The organism is Paraburkholderia bryophila, from assembly GCF_003269035.1.
Lineage (GTDB): Bacteria > Pseudomonadota > Gammaproteobacteria > Burkholderiales > Burkholderiaceae > Paraburkholderia > Paraburkholderia bryophila.
On the sequence record NZ_QLTK01000006.1, the window covers coordinates 141,151 to 158,704 of the forward strand.

The 17,554-nt window shown below is 64.4% G+C and carries 18 protein-coding genes; 14 read left to right on the top strand and 4 right to left on the bottom strand.

What is annotated here, in order from left to right; genetic code table 11:
• Window positions 1-39 precede the first annotated feature (39 nt).
• The 3 genes from hflC (at window position 40) to BX591_RS12645 (ending at window position 4,348) form a co-directional block, all read left to right on the top strand.
• A complete protein-coding gene (gene hflC, locus BX591_RS12635; RefSeq protein ID WP_111931763.1) occupies window positions 40-1,089 on the top strand; it encodes a protease modulator HflC in 1,050 nt (349 codons plus the stop codon).
• Window positions 1,086-2,264, top strand: coding sequence for an SPFH domain-containing protein (locus BX591_RS12640; RefSeq protein ID WP_111931764.1), 1,179 nt, complete (start codon window positions 1,086-1,088; stop codon window positions 2,262-2,264). Before hflC ends, BX591_RS12640 begins: the two co-directional genes overlap by 4 nt.
• A 203-nt stretch (window positions 2,265-2,467) precedes the next feature.
• Window positions 2,468-4,348 carry a heavy metal translocating P-type ATPase gene (locus BX591_RS12645; protein ID WP_244146992.1) on the top strand — a complete coding sequence of 627 codons (1,881 nt, stop codon included), beginning with the start codon at window positions 2,468-2,470 and terminating at the stop codon, window positions 4,346-4,348.
• Window positions 4,349-4,428: 80 nt separating this feature from the next.
• Here the strand turns inward: BX591_RS12645 and BX591_RS12650 are convergent, their stop codons facing one another.
• Complete coding sequence (locus BX591_RS12650; RefSeq protein WP_134964241.1) at window positions 4,429-4,851, bottom strand: tautomerase family protein; 423 nt, start codon at window positions 4,849-4,851, stop codon at window positions 4,429-4,431.
• Window positions 4,852-5,005: 154 nt separating this feature from the next.
• On the opposite strand from BX591_RS12650, the gene BX591_RS12655 reads away from it, so the two are divergent.
• On the top strand, window positions 5,006-5,584 hold the full coding sequence (locus tag BX591_RS12655) for a TetR/AcrR family transcriptional regulator (protein WP_111931767.1): 579 nt from the start codon (window positions 5,006-5,008) through the stop codon (window positions 5,582-5,584).
• Between the two features lie 49 nt (window positions 5,585-5,633).
• Here the strand turns inward: BX591_RS12655 and BX591_RS12660 are convergent, their stop codons facing one another.
• On the bottom strand, window positions 5,634-6,662 hold the full coding sequence (locus BX591_RS12660) for a MerR family transcriptional regulator (RefSeq protein ID WP_167444547.1): 1,029 nt from the start codon (window positions 6,660-6,662) through the stop codon (window positions 5,634-5,636).
• A gap of 140 nt (window positions 6,663-6,802) precedes the next feature.
• On the opposite strand from BX591_RS12660, the gene BX591_RS12665 reads away from it, so the two are divergent.
• Window positions 6,803-7,219, top strand: coding sequence for a MarR family winged helix-turn-helix transcriptional regulator (locus BX591_RS12665; RefSeq protein WP_111931769.1), 417 nt, complete (start codon window positions 6,803-6,805; stop codon window positions 7,217-7,219).
• Between the two features lie 50 nt (window positions 7,220-7,269).
• A complete protein-coding gene (locus tag BX591_RS12670) occupies window positions 7,270-7,554 on the top strand; it encodes a hypothetical protein (protein WP_111931770.1) in 285 nt (94 codons plus the stop codon).
• 80 nt (window positions 7,555-7,634) lie between these two features.
• On the opposite strand, the gene BX591_RS12675 is transcribed toward BX591_RS12670, so the two are convergent.
• Window positions 7,635-8,549, bottom strand: a complete 915-nt coding sequence (locus tag BX591_RS12675) for an NAD(P)/FAD-dependent oxidoreductase (protein ID WP_111931771.1) — start codon at window positions 8,547-8,549, stop codon at window positions 7,635-7,637.
• 168 nt (window positions 8,550-8,717) lie between these two features.
• On the opposite strand from BX591_RS12675, the gene BX591_RS12680 reads away from it, so the two are divergent.
• From BX591_RS12680 to BX591_RS36085, 8 genes are all read left to right on the top strand, one after another.
• Complete coding sequence (locus tag BX591_RS12680; RefSeq protein ID WP_111931772.1) at window positions 8,718-9,158, top strand: Rrf2 family transcriptional regulator; 441 nt, start codon at window positions 8,718-8,720, stop codon at window positions 9,156-9,158.
• 201 nt (window positions 9,159-9,359) lie between these two features.
• The gene (locus tag BX591_RS12685) at window positions 9,360-10,379 is read left to right on the top strand and encodes an ABC transporter substrate-binding protein (RefSeq protein WP_111931773.1); all 1,020 of its coding nucleotides are present in this window, start codon (window positions 9,360-9,362) and stop codon (window positions 10,377-10,379) included.
• A gap of 38 nt (window positions 10,380-10,417) precedes the next feature.
• The gene (locus BX591_RS12690; protein ID WP_111931774.1) at window positions 10,418-11,407 is read left to right on the top strand and encodes a quinone oxidoreductase family protein; all 990 of its coding nucleotides are present in this window, start codon (window positions 10,418-10,420) and stop codon (window positions 11,405-11,407) included.
• A gap of 125 nt (window positions 11,408-11,532) precedes the next feature.
• Entirely contained in the window at window positions 11,533-12,858 is a 1,326-nt protein-coding gene (gene tcuC / locus BX591_RS12695) for an MFS transporter (protein WP_111931775.1), read from the top strand.
• A 20-nt stretch (window positions 12,859-12,878) separates the two neighbouring features.
• On the top strand, window positions 12,879-13,556 hold the full coding sequence (locus BX591_RS12700; protein ID WP_111931776.1) for a response regulator transcription factor: 678 nt from the start codon (window positions 12,879-12,881) through the stop codon (window positions 13,554-13,556).
• On the top strand, window positions 13,546-14,904 hold the full coding sequence (locus tag BX591_RS12705; protein ID WP_111931777.1) for a sensor histidine kinase: 1,359 nt from the start codon (window positions 13,546-13,548) through the stop codon (window positions 14,902-14,904). The genes BX591_RS12700 and BX591_RS12705 overlap by 11 nt, the downstream gene beginning before the upstream one ends.
• A gap of 348 nt (window positions 14,905-15,252) precedes the next feature.
• Window positions 15,253-15,897, top strand: coding sequence for a hypothetical protein (locus BX591_RS12710; RefSeq protein WP_111931778.1), 645 nt, complete (start codon window positions 15,253-15,255; stop codon window positions 15,895-15,897).
• A gap of 29 nt (window positions 15,898-15,926) precedes the next feature.
• The gene (locus BX591_RS36085; RefSeq protein WP_146749757.1) at window positions 15,927-16,844 is read left to right on the top strand and encodes a BAR domain-containing protein; all 918 of its coding nucleotides are present in this window, start codon (window positions 15,927-15,929) and stop codon (window positions 16,842-16,844) included.
• Window positions 16,845-16,881: 37 nt separating this feature from the next.
• Here the strand turns inward: BX591_RS36085 and BX591_RS12725 are convergent, their stop codons facing one another.
• Window positions 16,882-17,553: a Vgb family protein gene (locus BX591_RS12725; protein WP_111931781.1), complete on the bottom strand. Its 672-nt coding sequence runs from the start codon at window positions 17,551-17,553 to the stop codon at window positions 16,882-16,884.
• Window position 17,554: the final 1 nt, after the last annotated feature.

The window sequence follows — 17,554 nt, forward strand, 5'->3', positions numbered from 1 at the left end:
GCGCTCCATGCCGGCGAGGCTGTTTTTCAAGGTGATTTCATGAGTGTGTTGCATTCGCATGCCGATGGTCACGGGCACCATCACCATCATCATCACCACGGCGATCCGGATGATGCGCAGAGCAAACGGGGTGGTCCGTTCTATCTGCGCGTGCTGCTCGCGTTGCTGTGCGTCGCGATCGCGATCGCGGTGGCGAGCTTCATTTCCGTGCGGGCGGGCGAGGCGTCGGTCGTCACGCGATTCGGGCAGCCGGTGCGTGTGCTGCTCGAACCCGGACTCGCGTGGCGTTTGCCGGCACCGATCGAAGCGGCGGTGCCGGTCGACCTGCGCCTGCATACGACATCGAGCGGCTTGCAGGACGTCGGCACGCGCGACGGCTTGCGAATCATCGTGCAGGCCTATGTGGCGTGGCGCGTCGCTGCCGATCCGAACGACGTGCGCCGTTTTGTGCGCGCCGTCGGCAACCGGCCCGACGAGGCGGCGCAGCAGATTCGTTCATTGCTGGGCTCGTCGTTGCAGACCACGTCGGCGGGTTTCGATCTGGCCTCGCTGGTCAATACCGATCCGTCGCGGGTTCGCGTTGCCGCGTTTGAAGACGCATTGCGCACGCAGATCGACGCACAGCTCTATTCGGCCTACGGCGTACATGTCGTGCAAGTGGGCCTGGAGCGGCTGACGCTGCCCGCTGTGACACTGGCGGCCACGGTGAGCAGGATGAGCGCGGAGCGCGAAACGGTCGCCGCGCAGCGCACCGCGGACGGCAATCGCGAGGCCGCGCAGATCCGTTCGGATGCGGACCGCGACGCTCGTCTCGCGGTGGCCGATGCCAACGTGAAGGCCGCGCAGATCGAAGCGCAATCGCGCCAGGACGCCGCCGCGATTTATGGTGCCACGTATGCAGGCAATCCACGGCTTTACACGATGCTGCGCTCGCTCGACACGCTCGACACCGTGGTCAGCGCCAACACGAACCTGATTTTACGCACCGATGCCGCGCCGTTCCAGGCGCTGGTGCAGGGGCCACAGGACCAAGGTGGCGCGAGTCAGGCGGCCGCGCCGTCGGCGAAAAAATCCAGGACCTCGCGATGAGCACCGACGCCGGCTTGCCGCCGCTCGGACCCGGCGCACAGGCGGTTCGCCTGTCGTTCTGGTTCGTCGCGGCCGTGGCGGTGCTGGCCGCGTGCGCGTGGGCGAGTTCGAACATCCAGCGGATTCCGCCGGACAGCCGCGCGGTCGTCTTGCGCTTCGGCGCGTTTGTGCGCACCCAGGACGCGGGTTTGCTGATCGCGTGGCCGCGTCCGTTCGAAACGACCTTGCTGGTGCCGGGCAGCGCACGGGTGCTGGAGCAGCGCATTCAATCGCTCGAACGCGATCCACGCGCGCGCGATGCGGATGCGCGTTCGCCGGACGCTTCGTCCCTGTCGCCAGGCTTGCCCGATGCGGATGGCGGCGCGGCCGGTCCGACGGATGTGCCGCCCGGCGGCATCCCCGCCGTGTCGGACCAGAACGTCGCTCCCGAAGATGCGCCGGCGCCCGTCACGCTGTTGTCCGACGCGCTCGCCGGCTCGGGCTATCTGCTCACCGGCGACAACGGCGTCTTGCAGTTGCGGGCCACGCTGTACTACCGCGTGGTCGACGCTTACGCCTACGTATTGCAAAAAGACCGGCTCGACGCCGCGCTCGAACGGATCGTGTCGGCTTCCGCCGCCGCCGTCGTGGCGAAGCGGAATCTGGATGCGATTCTGGTTGCGCGGCCGGAGTTGTTGTCGGCCGATCAGCAACTCGCCGTGAAGCGCGAACGCCTGCGCGGCGATCTCGCGCAGGAGGTGGAGCGGCGTCTGCGGCAGCTCGATGCGCAGCACGCGGGGCTCGGTGTCGAAGTGGCGCGTGTCGACGTCGAGGCGGCGTTTCCGGCCGCGGCGGTCGGCGCGTTCAATTCGGTGCTGACGTCGTTGCAAGTGGCCGAGCGCAGCATGGCCGAAGCACGCACTGCCGCCGAGAAGATCCGCCAGGATTCGGAGCAGGACGCCGACCGGATCGTGCAGAACGCGCAGGCGAGCGCGGTCGAACGGGTGGCCACGGCGCGGGCGAAAACCTTGACCATTCAGCAACTGGAAGAGCCGCTGCGCAGCAATAGTGATCCGGGTCTGCTGGCGCGCGTGTACCGGGATCGCGTGCAGTCGATTCTCGCGAAGGCGGCTAGCGTGACCACGGTCGATCCGCACAACACGTCCAGTCTGATTTTGCCGGGGAACGCGAGATGAGCGCGAATATCGGACCTGTGAGAGGTGGGAAAGGGCGTGAGCGTGAGCATGACCATGAGGCTCATGAGGGGCATGCGCACACAGAGCATACGCACTCGGATCACGTCGCGCCACATGGCGCACACGCCCCACATCGCCCAACGCCCGCCCAACCCATTCCACTCTCGGCCGCCGAGCAACGCACGGTCACGCGGCAAATCGCCTTGGCGCTGCTGGCCGGCGGACTGCTGATACTGTCGACCGCCTGGCACGCGTTCGCCCCCGCGGACGAAGCGCTGTCTCAGGTGCTCGCGGGACTGGCGTCGCTGATCGTCGCCGGCCCGGTGTTCGCGGGCGCGTGGTACAGCCTCAAGTCGCCGAGTCTGCATGGCGTGACCGACCGCCTGATCGCCCTCGCGATGCTGGCGGCCTGGGCTGTCGGCGACATGGCCACCGCGGCGTTGCTGCCGATCGTGATGACCTTCGGCCACGCGCTCGAAGAACGCAGTGTGCTCGGCTCGCAGGAAGCGATCCGGGCACTCGGCCGCTTGACCTCGGGCAAGGTGCGGCGTGTCGGCGCGGACGGCTCGCTCGACGAGGTGCCGTATGAAGCGCTGCACGCCGGCGACCGGATCGAAGTCGCGGCCGGCGAGCGTATCCCCGCCGACGGCGTGGTGCTGCATGGCCAATCGAGCGTCGACAATGCGGCGATCACCGGCGAGTCGGTGCCGCTCGATGTCGATACGGGCGCGACGGTGTTCGGCGGTGCGATGAATCTCGACGGGCCGCTGCGAATCGAAGTGCTGCACGCGGGCAAGCAGTCGACGCTCGGCAAGATCATCGAACTGATGCAGCGAGCCGAGCAGGCCAAGCCGCCGATCACGCAGTTGCTCGAACGCTACATGGGCGGCTATCTGTGCCTCGTGTTGCTGATCGCGGCGATCGTGTGGTTCACGTCGGCGAATGCATCGGCGATGCTGGCGGTGATCGTCGCGGCATGTCCGTGCGCGCTGGTGCTCGCCGCGCCGTCGACGGCCATCGCCGGCATCGCGGTCGGCGCGCGGCACGGCATTCTGTTCAGGAGCGCCGCGTTTCTCGACAAGTTCGCGCAGATCGATTCGCTCGTGATCGACAAGACCGGCACGCTGACTTACGGGGAGTTGCGCGTCGAGCGGGTGTTGCTGCAAGAGGGCGTCGACACGGCCCAGGTACACGAACTGGCGGCGCGGCTGGGCGGCAGCAGCGCGCATCCGGTGAGCCGTGCGCTGGTTCGCTATACGACGCAGGCGGGGCGCGGCGATGTCGGCGTCGACGCAACGCCGCTGGACCATGCGCGCGAATTGCGTGGGCTCGGCGTGGTGGCCGATACCGTCGACGGCGTCGCCGTGCTGGGTCGCCACGGCCTGCTCTCGGAATACGTGCGGGATTTGCCGGCGCCGCCTCGGGAAATCGACGGCCCGTGCGTCGGCCTCGCACTGAACGGCCGTCTACTCGCTTGGTTCGGTTTTGCGGACGCGCTGCGTGCGGAAGCGAAACATGCGCTCGAAGATTTGCGCGCGCTCGGGCTGACGCGTCAGACGCTGCTGACCGGCGACCGCGCGGCCGTCGCTCACAAACTGGCGGCGCAAACCGGTATCGAGATCGTTGTCGCCGAAGCTTTGCCGCACGACAAACTCGACTACGTGGTGCGGGAAATGGCGCAGGGCTATCACCCGCTGGTGGTCGGCGATGGCCTGAACGACGTGCTCGCGATCAAGGCCGGCCCGACGAGCGTGGCAATGGGCGAGCATGGGATCGACATCGCGGTGGCCTCGGCCGACGTGGTTCTGTTGGGCGACGACCTGCGTCGCATTGCGACCTGCGTGCGGCTCGGGCGCCGCTGTTTGCATACCGCGACGATCAACGCGGCGATCGGTTTGGCGTGGACCGTCGCGGTGATCGTGCTCGCGGCGACGGGCACGTTGGGCGCCGTGTGGATCGCGCTGTTGCATAACCTCGGCACGTTCATCGTGATCGCGAATGCGGGGCGACTACTGCGCATGGACGAAGATAGCGATTCGACCGACAGCGTACGAGCATCGGGCAGCACAAGCGTTTCGGCGTGACCGTAAACGAGTTCAACGATGCAGCGCTGAAATGACAGCGCTGCATCGTATCCGCATCACACGGCTATCGTTTCATTTTTTCAGTGGGCGCCGCGTTGAATCGCCTCGCCCAATTCAGCGTTGGAATAGGCCTTGCCGCCGATCCCCCACGCGCCATCCACCGCATATGTCACGTTCACATACGTGCGTTCGCGCGGATGCGAGCCCGCCTTGTGCCGATCGACGATATCGGTCACCGCGCTGACGAACGCCTGCTTGACCTCGTCGTTCGGGAACGTGGCCGACGGCACCTTCACCTCCACGACCGCCAGCGACTGGGACTTGCCGCCCACATACGTCTTCGACTCCTCGCTCACGATCAGATGGCCGATCACGTTCGGCGCCATGAAGCGGTTATCGATCAGGCCGTGAGCGCGCAGCAGCGCGTCGGCGACCAACGGAAGTACGTCACGTTCTCCTTGCTGGGTGAGAAGACCCTGGGTGACATGAACTGAAATAGGCATGGCTGCAAACTCCTGGATTGAATGAGTGAGTCAAGGCAGAGCTATTGCACAGGCGTCACGCTCGTTATATAACGGTCGTGATGTCGCGATAGTTTCATAACGATCGTGATGTCGTCAAGCACAAAATAGCGATCGTTATGTGGAGAGCGTTGACATGGCACATCGGGCTGGCCGGAAAGAAGAAAGTAAGGCGCGGATTCTCGACAGCGCGGGCCGCGGGTTTCGCAGCCGCGGCTTTGGCGGTTCAGGCGTAGATGGTCTGGCGAAAGACGCGGCCGTCACATCGGGGGCGTTCTACGCGCATTTCAAGTCGAAAGCGGCGGCCTTTCAGGAAGCTGTCGTGATTGGGCTCGGCGATTTGCGACACGCTATCGACCGTACGCGCGAAGAAATGGGCGACCGCTGGCGCGAATGGTTCATTGATTTTTACCTGGGCGACCGGCGCACTTGCGATCTCGCGGACAGTTGCGCGCTGCAGAGTCTGTCGGGCGAAGTGGCGCGCGCCGACGACGACACGCGCCAGGCGTTCGAGACGGAATTCGCGGCGATTGTCGAATCGGTGGCGAAAGCGCTCGAAGGCAAACCGAAGGCGCGGCGCGAGGAGGCCACGGCGTTGCTGGCTTTGCTGGTCGGCGGGGTGACGCTGTCGCGCGCGGTGAAGGATCCTGCTGTGGGCGAGGAGATCGCGGCGGCGGTTCGCAAGGCCGCGTTGCAGCTTGGCGGCCATCAGTAGGCGGACTACGGGACGGCTAACCGCCGGCTCGCGACGTTCGTTACGGGCGTTACCGCGACTGCACGCCGGCATTCATCGCCGCGCGCATGAATGCGAGCATCGATTCATCCGTCCATGAACCCAGCATCAACTCGGGCTCGGTTTGAAGCGCGTGACGCAGCCTCGAATGCGTCTCGGGATCGTCGCCCGCATAGCTCCGGAACAGTTCGAGCCAACGTCGGGCAAGCTCGCGCCCTTGTGGCGATTCCGGTGTGGCACCCGCGTCCATCGCATCGCGCACGTCGGCCATTAGCTGCGGCCATTCCATTGCACGCTTGCCGTAGTTGGCTCGCATGAAGCGAATCTCGCTGGGCGTCAGATACTTTTCGTAGACCAGCATCTTCGTTTCACTGAACGCGAGCAGCACGTAGTCGCGTAACTGGATCGAAATGCCGATGTGCGCCTGCATCGACGGCTCGCTGTCGTGCATCTGATTCAGCTTCGCGACGAGGCGCGGGTCGCCGCCCGTGTCGCGCACCAGCATCGTCATCCAGCGCGTCGACAGCGTTCGCGCGGCTTCGCTTTCGGGCGGCACGCCGCTGTCCATCAACGTGCGAACCTCGGCAACCAGTGCGGTCCATTCGGGATCGGGCGCCTGCGTATTGCGGTACATCGGCAGGCGGGCGAGTTCGTCGGTGGAAAAATACTTGTCGTACATGGTCATCATCTCCAACGTGGTAAGCCAGTCGGTCAACTCCGGTTCCTCGCCGTCGATCAGCATGCCGTGCAGATCCGCAAGACGTTCGCGCAAACGCGCCGCCTGTTGAATCTGACTGTCGAGCATGGCGATCTGACGCGCCACAATGGTCGCCAGCGGGGTCTCGGGTTGAGCCAGATAGGTCTGAATCTCGGCGAGCGCGAGTCCAAAACGACGTAGTGCCTGGATCTGATGGAGCCGGGCAACGTCGTGACGGTCGTACAGCCGATAGCCGTTGTCGGCGCGTGCCGACGGCCTCAGCAGGCCAATTGCGTCGTAGTGGTGCAGCGTGCGGACGGTGAGTCCGCTGCGTTTGGCAAGTTCGCCCACTTTCAACCGCATTCGAGCCTCCAGTCAGGGTCCACGATGAAGGTTAGAACCTTACGCTACGTGAGGGTCAAGAGGAATGCGCGGAGCATTCAGGCGACTGCAGGAATGAAATTGTGATTGTCTTGCTAACCAATTTACGATCTAATGTATTCATGTTCGATCACTGCCTTTACTTCAACTCTTCGGCACTCGCCCGGCTTACCGAGCGTGAGTGGACCATTGCCTACGCACCGTTTGGGCTGACACCGGCGCAGGGTTTTGTGTTGCGCGTGGTGCTGGCCTCGCCGGGCTCGCTCAGCAGCGAGGTGGCCAGCCTGTTGGGCATAGCGCGGCCCACTGCAACGAGGCTGATCGACAACCTGTGCGACAAGGAACTCGTCGAGCGTCGGCAGGGGGAAGCCGACGCTCGCGAGTGGGGCGTTTATCCCACGCAGGCAGGCAAGGCGCTCGACAAGCCCATCACCGAAGCCAGTGCGCAGATTGCCAGAACCTTGCGCTCGAAGATCGGGCGGGAGTTGTTCGAAACGACGGTGTCAGGTATGCACGACGTACGAAAAGCCCTGTCTTGAAGGGTTTTTTATTCCAGATGGTTGTCTTGCTAATCAAAAAGGAAGGCCGAATGAAAAGCAGCGCGGCACACAGTACAACGACGCATAGGCGCACGCAGTCGCCGTCGTGGATAACGGAAAACGGTTTGCGCTGGGCGTTGGGTGCGACGATCTGGCTGGTCGCCATGGTAATAGTCGTCGTCGCAATCATTTACGCGCCGGACAGCACGCGCGCCAATACGCGGCTATGCCTGGAACAGATCGCAAACGAAGAGCACACGAGTCTCGAAGCCTTCTTCCAGAACCCGGCGCAGCAAGATGCGTTCGCGCAAGCCATGACGATCTGTTCGCGTTGAGCGCCAAGCGCTGAGCGCCAAGCGCCAAGCGCTGAGCGTTGCAGAAGTCGCCGCCTGCGCGATTAAAACAACCCGGTCCGTTAGCTAACGTGCGCCGGCATAGCCAGCGACTGATGCACACTCACCGCCGCCATGGCGCCCGCCGCCGAAGCGAACGTCGCGTTGGTCATAGCGTTGGTCGCGTCGCCCGCGGCATAGACGCCGTCGATGGTGGTCCGCTTGAATCCGTCGACGCGAACGATACGGCCGAGCGGCGCGTCGTCGAACGCACAGCCGAGTTGCTCGGCGAGCGGACTCGTCATGTGGGTTTTCGGCGCGACGAATAGCGTGTCGATCGAGATCACGCGTCCGTCGGCGAGTCTCAGCGCGTCGAGATGGGGCGCCTCGCCGAGCAGTTCGACCACCGGCGAGCGTTCGATCCGAACCTCCCGCGCGGCCAGATGAGCAATCTGTTCCGCGTCAGGTTCAAAGTGGCCTTGGGTGAAATAGGTCGTCGGCCCCCATTCCGGAACGAGCAGTGCCTGATGAATCGACAACGCGTGACTCGCCAGCACGCCGAGACGCCGATCCCGCACCTCGTAGCCATGGCAGTACGGACAATGGACGACCGTCTTGCCCCAACGTGCCTGAAGTCCGGGAATGGCGGGCAATTCGTCTCTCACGCCGGTCGCGAGAACGAGGCGTGAAGCCGACTCGACGCGACCGCCCGCCAGCGTCACTTCAAACCCGTCCGCGACCCGTTCGGCCGCGACGGCCTCGCCCTCGACCATCTGCACCGTCGGGTACAACGCGAGTTGTGCCGCGGCCTCGCGGATGATCTCGGCCGGCGGCTTGCCGTCCTGACCGAAGAAGCCGTGCGCGAGCGCAGCGAACCGGTTGCGCGGCAGGCCCGCGTCCATCACCAGCACGCGGCGTCTGGCACGCGCCAGTTGCATCGCCGCCCATAGCCCCGCGAAGCTCCCTCCTACAACGATCACATCGTGTCCGGTCTGCATGGTTTCTCTCCAATGTTGGGCGTGCGCCGCCCGGTCAACCGCTTAAGCGTCCGTACGCATTTCATGAAACATCACGAGTTGCATGATAGGTCGAGTGCTATACTTCTTGCAACTTTTAATGTTGCGTGAGTTGATTCGACGCGACGGGGTCCAACAACGAGGTGAGCAATGAGAACCGACAGCCGGCTCTCGCGGATGCTGCACGTGCTGATTCACATGGATCGGCACGACGGCCCGCTGACGTCCGAAACGATCGCGCAGATGCTGCGCACGCACGCCGTGGTGGTGCGCAGAATGCTGGCGGGTCTGCGCGATCAGGGTTACGTGCGCTCTGGAAAAGGCCACGGGGGCGGCTGGGTTCTGGCCGAAGATCTCGACAGGCTCACGCTGCTGGACGTCTACCACGCGGTGGGCGAACCGCCGCTTTTCTCCGAACTACTGACGGACGACGACCCGCAATGCCTGGTAGAGCAGGCCGTCAACGCCGGCCTGTCTAAAACCATGCAGGAAGCCGAGGCCGCGTTGCTCGCACGGTTCGGCGAGCTGACCGTGGGTGCGCTCGCGCGCGACTTCGACGAGCGCTTCGCGCGCGTTAAACAAGGCCATTGACCGACGGCCGAACCACCGCCACGGCATCGTCCCGTTTCGCCGCAAACGCCTTCGCACCCGCTCGCAGAGGGTAAACACCCACAACATTTCCGCGCGACGGAAAGCAGGCAGAAGGCGTTGGTTTTTTATACTCCCCGGCAAGCGCGGCACGAGACGATCCGTCAACATCGGACGAGTGCTCGCATATGGAGACCGTTTGACATGCCACCGTTCGCCCGCTTCATGGCGCTCGCCTCGACCGCCTGCGCGATCCTGCTCTGGACGCCCCATGCCCAGGCGGAAAAGCTGACGCTGATGACGGGTGGCGCAACCAAGATCGTCTACCTGCCGGTCACACTGGCGTCGCGATTAGGCTACTTCCGCGACGAGGGTCTCGACGTCGACATCCTGTCCGAACCCGCTGGCGTGGACACCGCGACCGAACTGATTGCCGGCGCCGTGCAAGGCGCGGTGGGTTTCTACGACCATACGATCGATCTGCAAAGCCGCGGCCTCGAAGTCGAGGCGATCGTCGTGCTCGCGCGTTCCGCGGGACTGGCCGAACTCGCGTCGACGAAAGTCGCGAAGCCGATGCAGAGCATGGCCGACGCGCGCGGCCGGCGGCTCGGCGTGACCGGTTTCGGCGCGTCCACCGACTTCCTGAGCCGCTTTCTCGCGCAACGCGCCGGTCTGCCCGCGAACGCCTATACGGTCGTGCCGCTGGGTTCCGACAACAGTTTTGCCGATGCGATGAAGAACGGATCGATCGACGCCGTCATGGTCGAGGAACCGACGGCATCGAAACTGCTCGCCGCCGGCACGGCGCAGGTCCTCGTGGACATGCGCAGCATCGAGGGTACGCGGCTTGCGCTGGGCGGCCCGTACGCCAGTTCCTGCCTGTACGCGCAGCGCAAGTGGGTCGCCGCGCATCCGGACGAAAGCCGCCGGCTGGTGCGCGCCATGGTGCGCTCGCTCGCGTTCATTGCCACGCACAGCGCCGATCAGATCATGGCCGTGTTGCCGCGCGATTTCGTCGGCGCTAACGAATCGCTGTACCGGCAGGCTCTGGCCGCGACGATGCCGTCGTTTTCGCGTGACGGCAGGATGCCCGACGGCGCGCCGCAGACTGTCCTGGGCGCGCTCGCCGCGGTGAACCCGGAGATCGTGCCGCGTCACGTCGAATTGAGCCGGACCTATACCAACCGGTTCGCCGACGAAGTCAGCGCCGTCGCGGCGCACTGAGCCGCATCATCACTCTTCAAGAGCACGGAACACGACATATGAAGGCCATACGCATCGAACAATACGGCGGTCCCGAGGTTCTGCGCCGCGTCGACATCGGGATTCCATCGCCGGGACCGGACGAGGTGCTGATCCGGGTTGGTTGCGCCGGCATCAACTTCATGGACGTCCATACGCGGCAGGGCAAGTATCGCGAGTCGCGCACCTATCCGGTCCGCTTGCCGATCACGCTGGGCATGGAAGGCGCGGGCGAGGTCGTCCAGACCGGTTCGAACGTGAGCTCGTGCGAGCGCGGCGACCGCGTGGCGTGGTGTATTTCGTGGGGTGCCTATGCCGACTATGCGGTGGTGCCGGCGGCGCGTGTCGCGCGCATTCCCGACGCGATTCCGTTCGATCTGGCCGCCGCCGCGATCTTCCAGGGTTCGACCGCACACTATCTGCTGGAAGATGTCGCGCGACTCGGCGCGGGCAGCACCTGTCTCGTGCATGCGGCCTCGGGCGGCATCGGCCAGTTGCTGGTGCAGCTCGCGAAGCGGCGCGGCGTCACGGTGTACGCCACGACCAGCAGCGAAGCGAAAGCCGAGGTGGCCCGCGCGCACGGTGCGGACCACGTAATGCTCTATGACGACGGCGGTTTCGCCGACCGCGTGCGCGAAGCGACCCAGGGTCGAGGAGTCGACGTGGTGTTCGACGCGGTGGGGCGCGTGACGCTGCGCGACAGTTTCCGCGCGACCCGCACGCGCGGTCTCGTGGTGAATTACGGCTCCGTCTCCGGTTCGTTGAACGATCTCGATCCGATCGAACTGGGCGAAGCGGGATCGTTGTTCCTGACCCGCCCGCGCCTTGCCGATCACCTCGCGGACGGCGCGACCGTGCAGCGCCGCGCCGATGAAATATTCGCCGCGCTGCAGGACGGCACGCTGAAAGTCGAGATCAGCGGCCGCTACACATTCGACGACGTCGAAGCGGCGCATGAAGCACTCGAATCACGCAGTCAATTGGGCAAGGCCGTGATGACGATCGGCTGATCCCACGCATTTCCCTGAAACATGAAGCCGGACCCGGCGGCCACGCCGACCGCCGAGGACGTGTTCGTCCCGCCATACCCAGATTAACCCGGCCATCAACGCCGGGCTCAACCACCGAGGTCACGATGACATCCCCCTCCACGATCGACGCCACCGCGCCCGCCGGCGCACCGCCCAAGTCCAGGGAATCGCGCGTCAAAGCGGTGTTCCGCGTCACCAGCGGCAACTTCCTCGAGATGTACGATTTCACCGTGTACGGGTACTACGCGGCCGCGATTGCCGCCACGTTCTTTCCGACCGGCAACGAATTCGCGTCGCTGATGCTGGCCTTGTCCGTGTTCGGCGCGGGTTTTCTGATGCGTCCGGTCGGCGCACTGGTGCTCGGCGCGTACATCGACCATCACGGCCGCCGCAAGGGCCTGATTCTGTCGCTGACGCTGATGGCGATCGGCACCGCGTGCGTCGCGTTCGTGCCGAGCTACGCGGCGATCGGCCTGCTGGCGCCGGCCGTCGTGTTGTTCGGGCGCTTGCTGCAAGGTTTTTCCGCAGGTGTCGAACTGGGTGGCGTATCGGTCTATCTGTCCGAAATCGCGACCAAGGGCAATCGCGGCTTCTATTGTTCGTGGCAGTCGGCGAGCCAGCAAGTCGCCGTGGTGTTCGCGGCGTCGCTCGGCGTGCTGTTGAACCGCCTGATTCCTGCTTCGGAAATGAACGCATGGGGCTGGCGCATTCCGTTCATCGTCGGCTGCATGATCGTGCCGTTCCTGTTCTATGTGCGCCGCTCGCTGCAGGAAACCGAGGAATTCGCCGCGCGCCGGCATCGCCCGAGCATGGGCGAAATCGCAAAGTCGATGGTGCAGCACTCGCGTCTGATTCTCGCCGGCATGGGCCTCGTGATCATGACGACCGCATCGTTCTATCTGATCACCGCGTACACGCCGACCTTCGGCAAGGTCGTACTCAAGCTGTCTTCGCTCGACGCGCTGCTGGTGACGGTGTGCGTCGGCGTATCGAACTTCATCTGGCTGCCGATCGCGGGCGCCGTGTCGGATCGCATCGGCCGTCGCCCGGTGCTGCTGGCCTGCACGGTGCTGGCGATTCTGACCGCTTATCCGGTGATGCAATGGATGGTTGCGCAACCGTCTTTCGGGCGTCTGCTGATGGTCGAACTCTGGCTGTCGGTGCTGTACGCGTGGTACAACGGCGCCATGGTCGTCGCGTTGACGGAATTGATGCCGGCTCATGTGCGCACCACCGGCTTTTCGATGGCGTACAGCCTCGCCACGGTGATCGGCGGATTCACGCCGGCCATCTCGACGTGGCTGATTCATACTACCGGCGATAAGGCTTCGCCGGGCGCGTGGATGTCGTTCGCCGCCGTGTGCGGCGTGGTCGCCACGCTGGTCCTGTACCGTTCCGCGCCGGCGCGGGAGCAATACAAGACCGCATGAACGCTTTGGGGATGGAAGGAATGAGGCTACTGCTCGTAGAAGACAATGACCAGCTCGCGCATTGGCTCGCGCGCATTCTGCTCGACGACGGCTTCATGCTCGACCGTGTCAGCGACGGCGAAGCCGCGGAGAGCGCGCTGCGCGCCGTCCCCTACGACGTGGTGCTGCTCGATCTGAATCTGCCGCACCTGTCGGGCAAAAGCGTGTTGCGCCGCATGCGCGAGCGCGAAGACGCGACGCCGGTGCTGATCCTCACGGCCACCGGCGCCGTCGATGAAAAAGTGGTGCTGCTCGGCGCGGGTGCGGACGACTACATCGTCAAGCCGTTCGACGCGCGTGAGCTGGTGGCGCGCGTGAAGGTGCTGGCGCGTCGCCAGGCGCCGTCGCGCTCCAACAAACTCAAATGCGGCAACCTCACCTACGACATGGATCGCTGCCAGTTCGCGGTGGAAGGTGAACCGCTGGCGCTGACGCCGCGCGAACATGCGGTGCTGGAAGCGCTGATACTGCGCGCCAAGAAGACCGTCGCGAAGACCATGCTGGCGGATTCGCTCAGCAAAGGCGACGCGATGACCAGCGAGGACGCGATCGAAATCTACGTCTCGCGGCTGCGCAAGAAGCTCGAAAAGAGCACCGCGACGATCATTACGCTACGCGGTCTCGGCTATCTGCTGGAAGACGGCGCCGATGACGAATAGCCTGCGACTCAGGCTGCTGTTATGGCTGCTGCTGCCGATGACCGTCTACGTGATCGCCGCCGGCCTGATTGCCCACGACAACGCCGCGCGCACCGCGCGGCTGTTGCAGGACGAAGCGCTGCTCTCGTCCGCGCGCGTGATGGCGGGCGACATCGAGTGGACCAATGGTTATCTGCACGCGGAGATCTCGCCCAGCGCGATCGAAATTCTGAGTTCACCCGCCGGCGACCATGTCTATTTCAGCATTCGCGAAGTGGGCGGCGCGACGATTGCGGGCACCTCGGACTTCCCGCTGCGCGTGCCGGACGAGTCGCCGCTCTGGTACGACGCGACGGTGAGCGGTCATCCGATCCGCGCGGTGTCGCTGATCCGGCCGATGTACGACGCGGGTGCGGTCGAGCGCGTGGTGGTATCGGTCGGGCGCACGCTGCTGCAGCGCGACGCCACCGCCGCCGCGTTATGGCAACCGCAGATGCTGCACTTCGCCGGCATCGTCGCGATTGCGGTGGTGCTGGTGTGCGTCGGGCTGACGTTCGAATTGCGGCCGCTGATGCGGCTCGCCAACGACATGCTCGCGCGCGCGCCGAATGCATCGGTGCGAGTACGGGCCGATCCGTTGCGCAACGAGTTGCGTCCTATCGTGAGCGCGTTCAATCAGTGCCTCGATATCATCGAACGTAAGACCGCGATGCAACGGCGCTTTATCGCGGACGCGGCGCACCAGTTGCGCACGCCGCTCACGCTGCTCGGCACGCAGTTGCAATATGCGCGCCGTCAGGACGATCTCGCGGCCATCAAGGAGGCCTTGCTGGCGATGCATCGCAGCAATCTTTCGCTGGTGGCGCTCACGAATCAGTTGCTGCTACTCGCGCAAGCGGAAGCTGCGGACTATGCCGACTTCCAGGGCGTGCCCGTCGATCTGCGCGCAGTCGCGACCGGCACGATCGAACAGTTGGCGTTACTCGCGCAGCGGCGCGGCGTCGAACTATCGGCGCAACTCGACGAACCTGCCGAGGTGATGGGCAACGAGCCGTTGCTGTCCGTGCTGCTCTTCAATCTGCTGGACAACGCGATTCGTTATACGCCGTCGGGCGGCCATGTCGCGCTCGATCTGGCCGCGAAAGACGCGCGCTGGGTCGTCACGATCACCGACGAAGGCCCAGGCATCGGCGCCGAGTTGCGCGAGCGCGTGTTCGAGCCGTTCTTTCGCGCGTCGAGTGAAGAGGGCAGTGGCCTGGGCCTTTCCATCGTGCGGGAAATCGCCCGGGCGCATCGCGCCGAAGTCACGCTGGAAGCAGGGCACGGCGGACGGGGTTTGAGCGTGTCGGTGATGTTCCCGGCGCGCTAGATCGCAGCGGCAACACCGCACGCGACCCGCGCGCCGATAGTTATTTATTACCTCGTGGTTCGGTGAATCGGTTGTGATGGAGCTGTCCGTGCATCGGCGCGGGCAGACCCTACACTGAGACGAGGTAAGCGTATGTTTCCTTCCGTCAGCAGTTCCCCTGTCCATCCCTGGTCCGCGCACGCAGCGGCGGAACCTCATCAACCCGAGCCGCCGCGCCCGTCGACGCCTCATCATGCTCTGCCGGCCAGTTACGCTTCACTGCCAAGCGGAAAATTACAGCCGGATGTCGTCCATCCCGGTCTGAAGATCGATGAAAACGGACGCCGCTACATCAGCGACGGCGGCCACATGTATGCGATTCGTTTCGACCGCGATCATCAGACCGAGCGTGTCTACCAACCGGATAATCCGGCGAGACCAGGCATTCCTGTTCGGCTGAACGGCGAAGGTCGTTACGTGCGACACAACGAAGTCGGGTTGAAGGGCGGCTCGCCGGGGCAGGAACTGGCACGCAAACTCCAAACCGCGCAGCAGAAGCTCGACAGCGCGCGGATAGGAAAGAACTACGCGCAAGGGGAGTTGACCGCGCTGGCTGAGGAAATCCGGCGGTCCGCGAATCCGGACGCTGGTTTGCGGCAAAGACAGCAGACCTTTCAGCGGGCGCTGGACGACGCCCGGATGACCATTGCAATCGAGGAAGGGCATGTCGAAGCCACGCGACGCGAAGTTCAGCTAGCCCGGAATTCGATGCAGGCGCAACTCGCCGACAAACAAAGGCATCGCGAGGACGGCCGGCAACTCGAACAGACGACGCGGTGCGAGATCGACGCGCTGCAGACGGCGATCAATGCGAGCGACCATCCGTCCGCGACCATGCGCAATGACCTGCACAGGCTCCAGGACGATCTTCGCCGGATACAGAACGCGAACCACGCGCTGGATCAGATCGTGCTGAATCTGGATCGCGATCTGCGCGATCTCCCTCACTGCTAGCAGTCACGACACCCAGACGAGGTCAACGTATGTTTTCATCCGCTAGTTGTTCTCATGCCAATTCCTGGTCCGGACACTTACTGCCGGAACCTCACCAACCCGAACCGGCCCGCCCATCGGCGCCGGTTTCCATTCACGTGTCGACGGAGCGCCGATACCCGCACGCCAGCGACTCGACACCACAACTCCTCCTGCCTGCCGCGTACATCTCACGTCCCAGCGGCAAACTGCGCCCGGATCTCGTGCATCCCGGCGTTCGGATAGACGAGAAAGGCCGGCGCTTCGTCGGCGACGGAAAAAATACCTATGCGGTCCGTTATGACCGCGACCATCGAACCGAACGCGTCTACCAACCCGCTGACCCGATCAAGCCAGGTATCCCTGTCCGGCTCAACGTGAACGGTGAATACCGGCGTCATGACGATCTTGGCCTCAAGGGCGGTTCGCCGCTTCGACAGTTTGAGAGCCGGTTAGCCGGTCTTCATGGAGAGCGCAGAGCGCGCGTGGCCGAGGTGCGGCAAGCGCAGCGCGATCTCGATTTACTCGACGCCGAAATCCGGCGGCGCCAGCAGCCCGATATGAGACTGCAACACAGGCGGGATTTCGAGCTGCGATGTCGGGACGCGTCGCAGCGCAGCGTGGAGGCCGTCGATGTGTCGATCAATAACGTGCGTCAGGAAATAATGGAATGCAAACAACACCTGCAGAACGAGCTGCGGCAACAGCAAACGCTGCGTGAACAAGGCGGCCGTAAGGAGCGCAACATCGAGTTCGACGTCAACTTTCTGCAGACGTTAATCAACGTGAACAGCCGCTCGACTGAAGAGCAGCGAACCAGCCTCGGCAAACTGCGGGACGATCTTGGCCGGGTTCAAACCGAAAATCGCACCCTGGACGACCGTATCCGCACCCTGAATCAGGATCTGGCCGACCTGAACAGGCTCTAGCGCGGGCGAGCCATGTCGTGGACGCCGAAGCCGGCGTTCACGAGGTCGACTCCGACTCACTGGGCGCGCGTTTGGCCGACGGCCGCCGGACCGCTCTCACTTTTCCGCTATTGCCGCCGCCGCAGAAGAAACGATCGGCGCCGTCGGATTCGAGCCCCGATACACCGACGCCCGTCGGCATCTCGAGTGTCTCCAGCACTTCGCCGGTGTCGGGATCGATACGCCGCAACTCGCTTGCGTCGTCTTCCCATGTGGCATGCCAGAGGTCGCCCTCGACCCAGGTCACGCCGGTCACGAAGCGATTGGATTCGATGGTGCGCAGAATCGCGCCGGTCTGCGGATCGATCTGATGGATCTTGCGGTCCCGATACTGGCCGACCCACAACGAGCCTTCCGCCCACGCCAGTCCCGAATCGGCACCGGCGCCGCCGGGCGTGGGAATCGTACCGAGCACGCGGCCGGTTTGCGGATCGATCTTCTGGATGCGATCCGCCGCGATCTGAAACAGATGCTGGCCGTCGAAGGCGGTGCCCGCGTGCGCGGCGACGTCGATCGAGCGCAGCGTCTCACCACTCGACGGGTCGAGCGAAGTCAGTTTGGTTCCGGCGGCAAGCCAGACATGCTGACCGTCGTACGTCACGCCGCCCACGCTGTCGACGCCCGGAAAGGGTCCATATTCACGGAGGATTGTGGCGGCTGATCGGTTCATG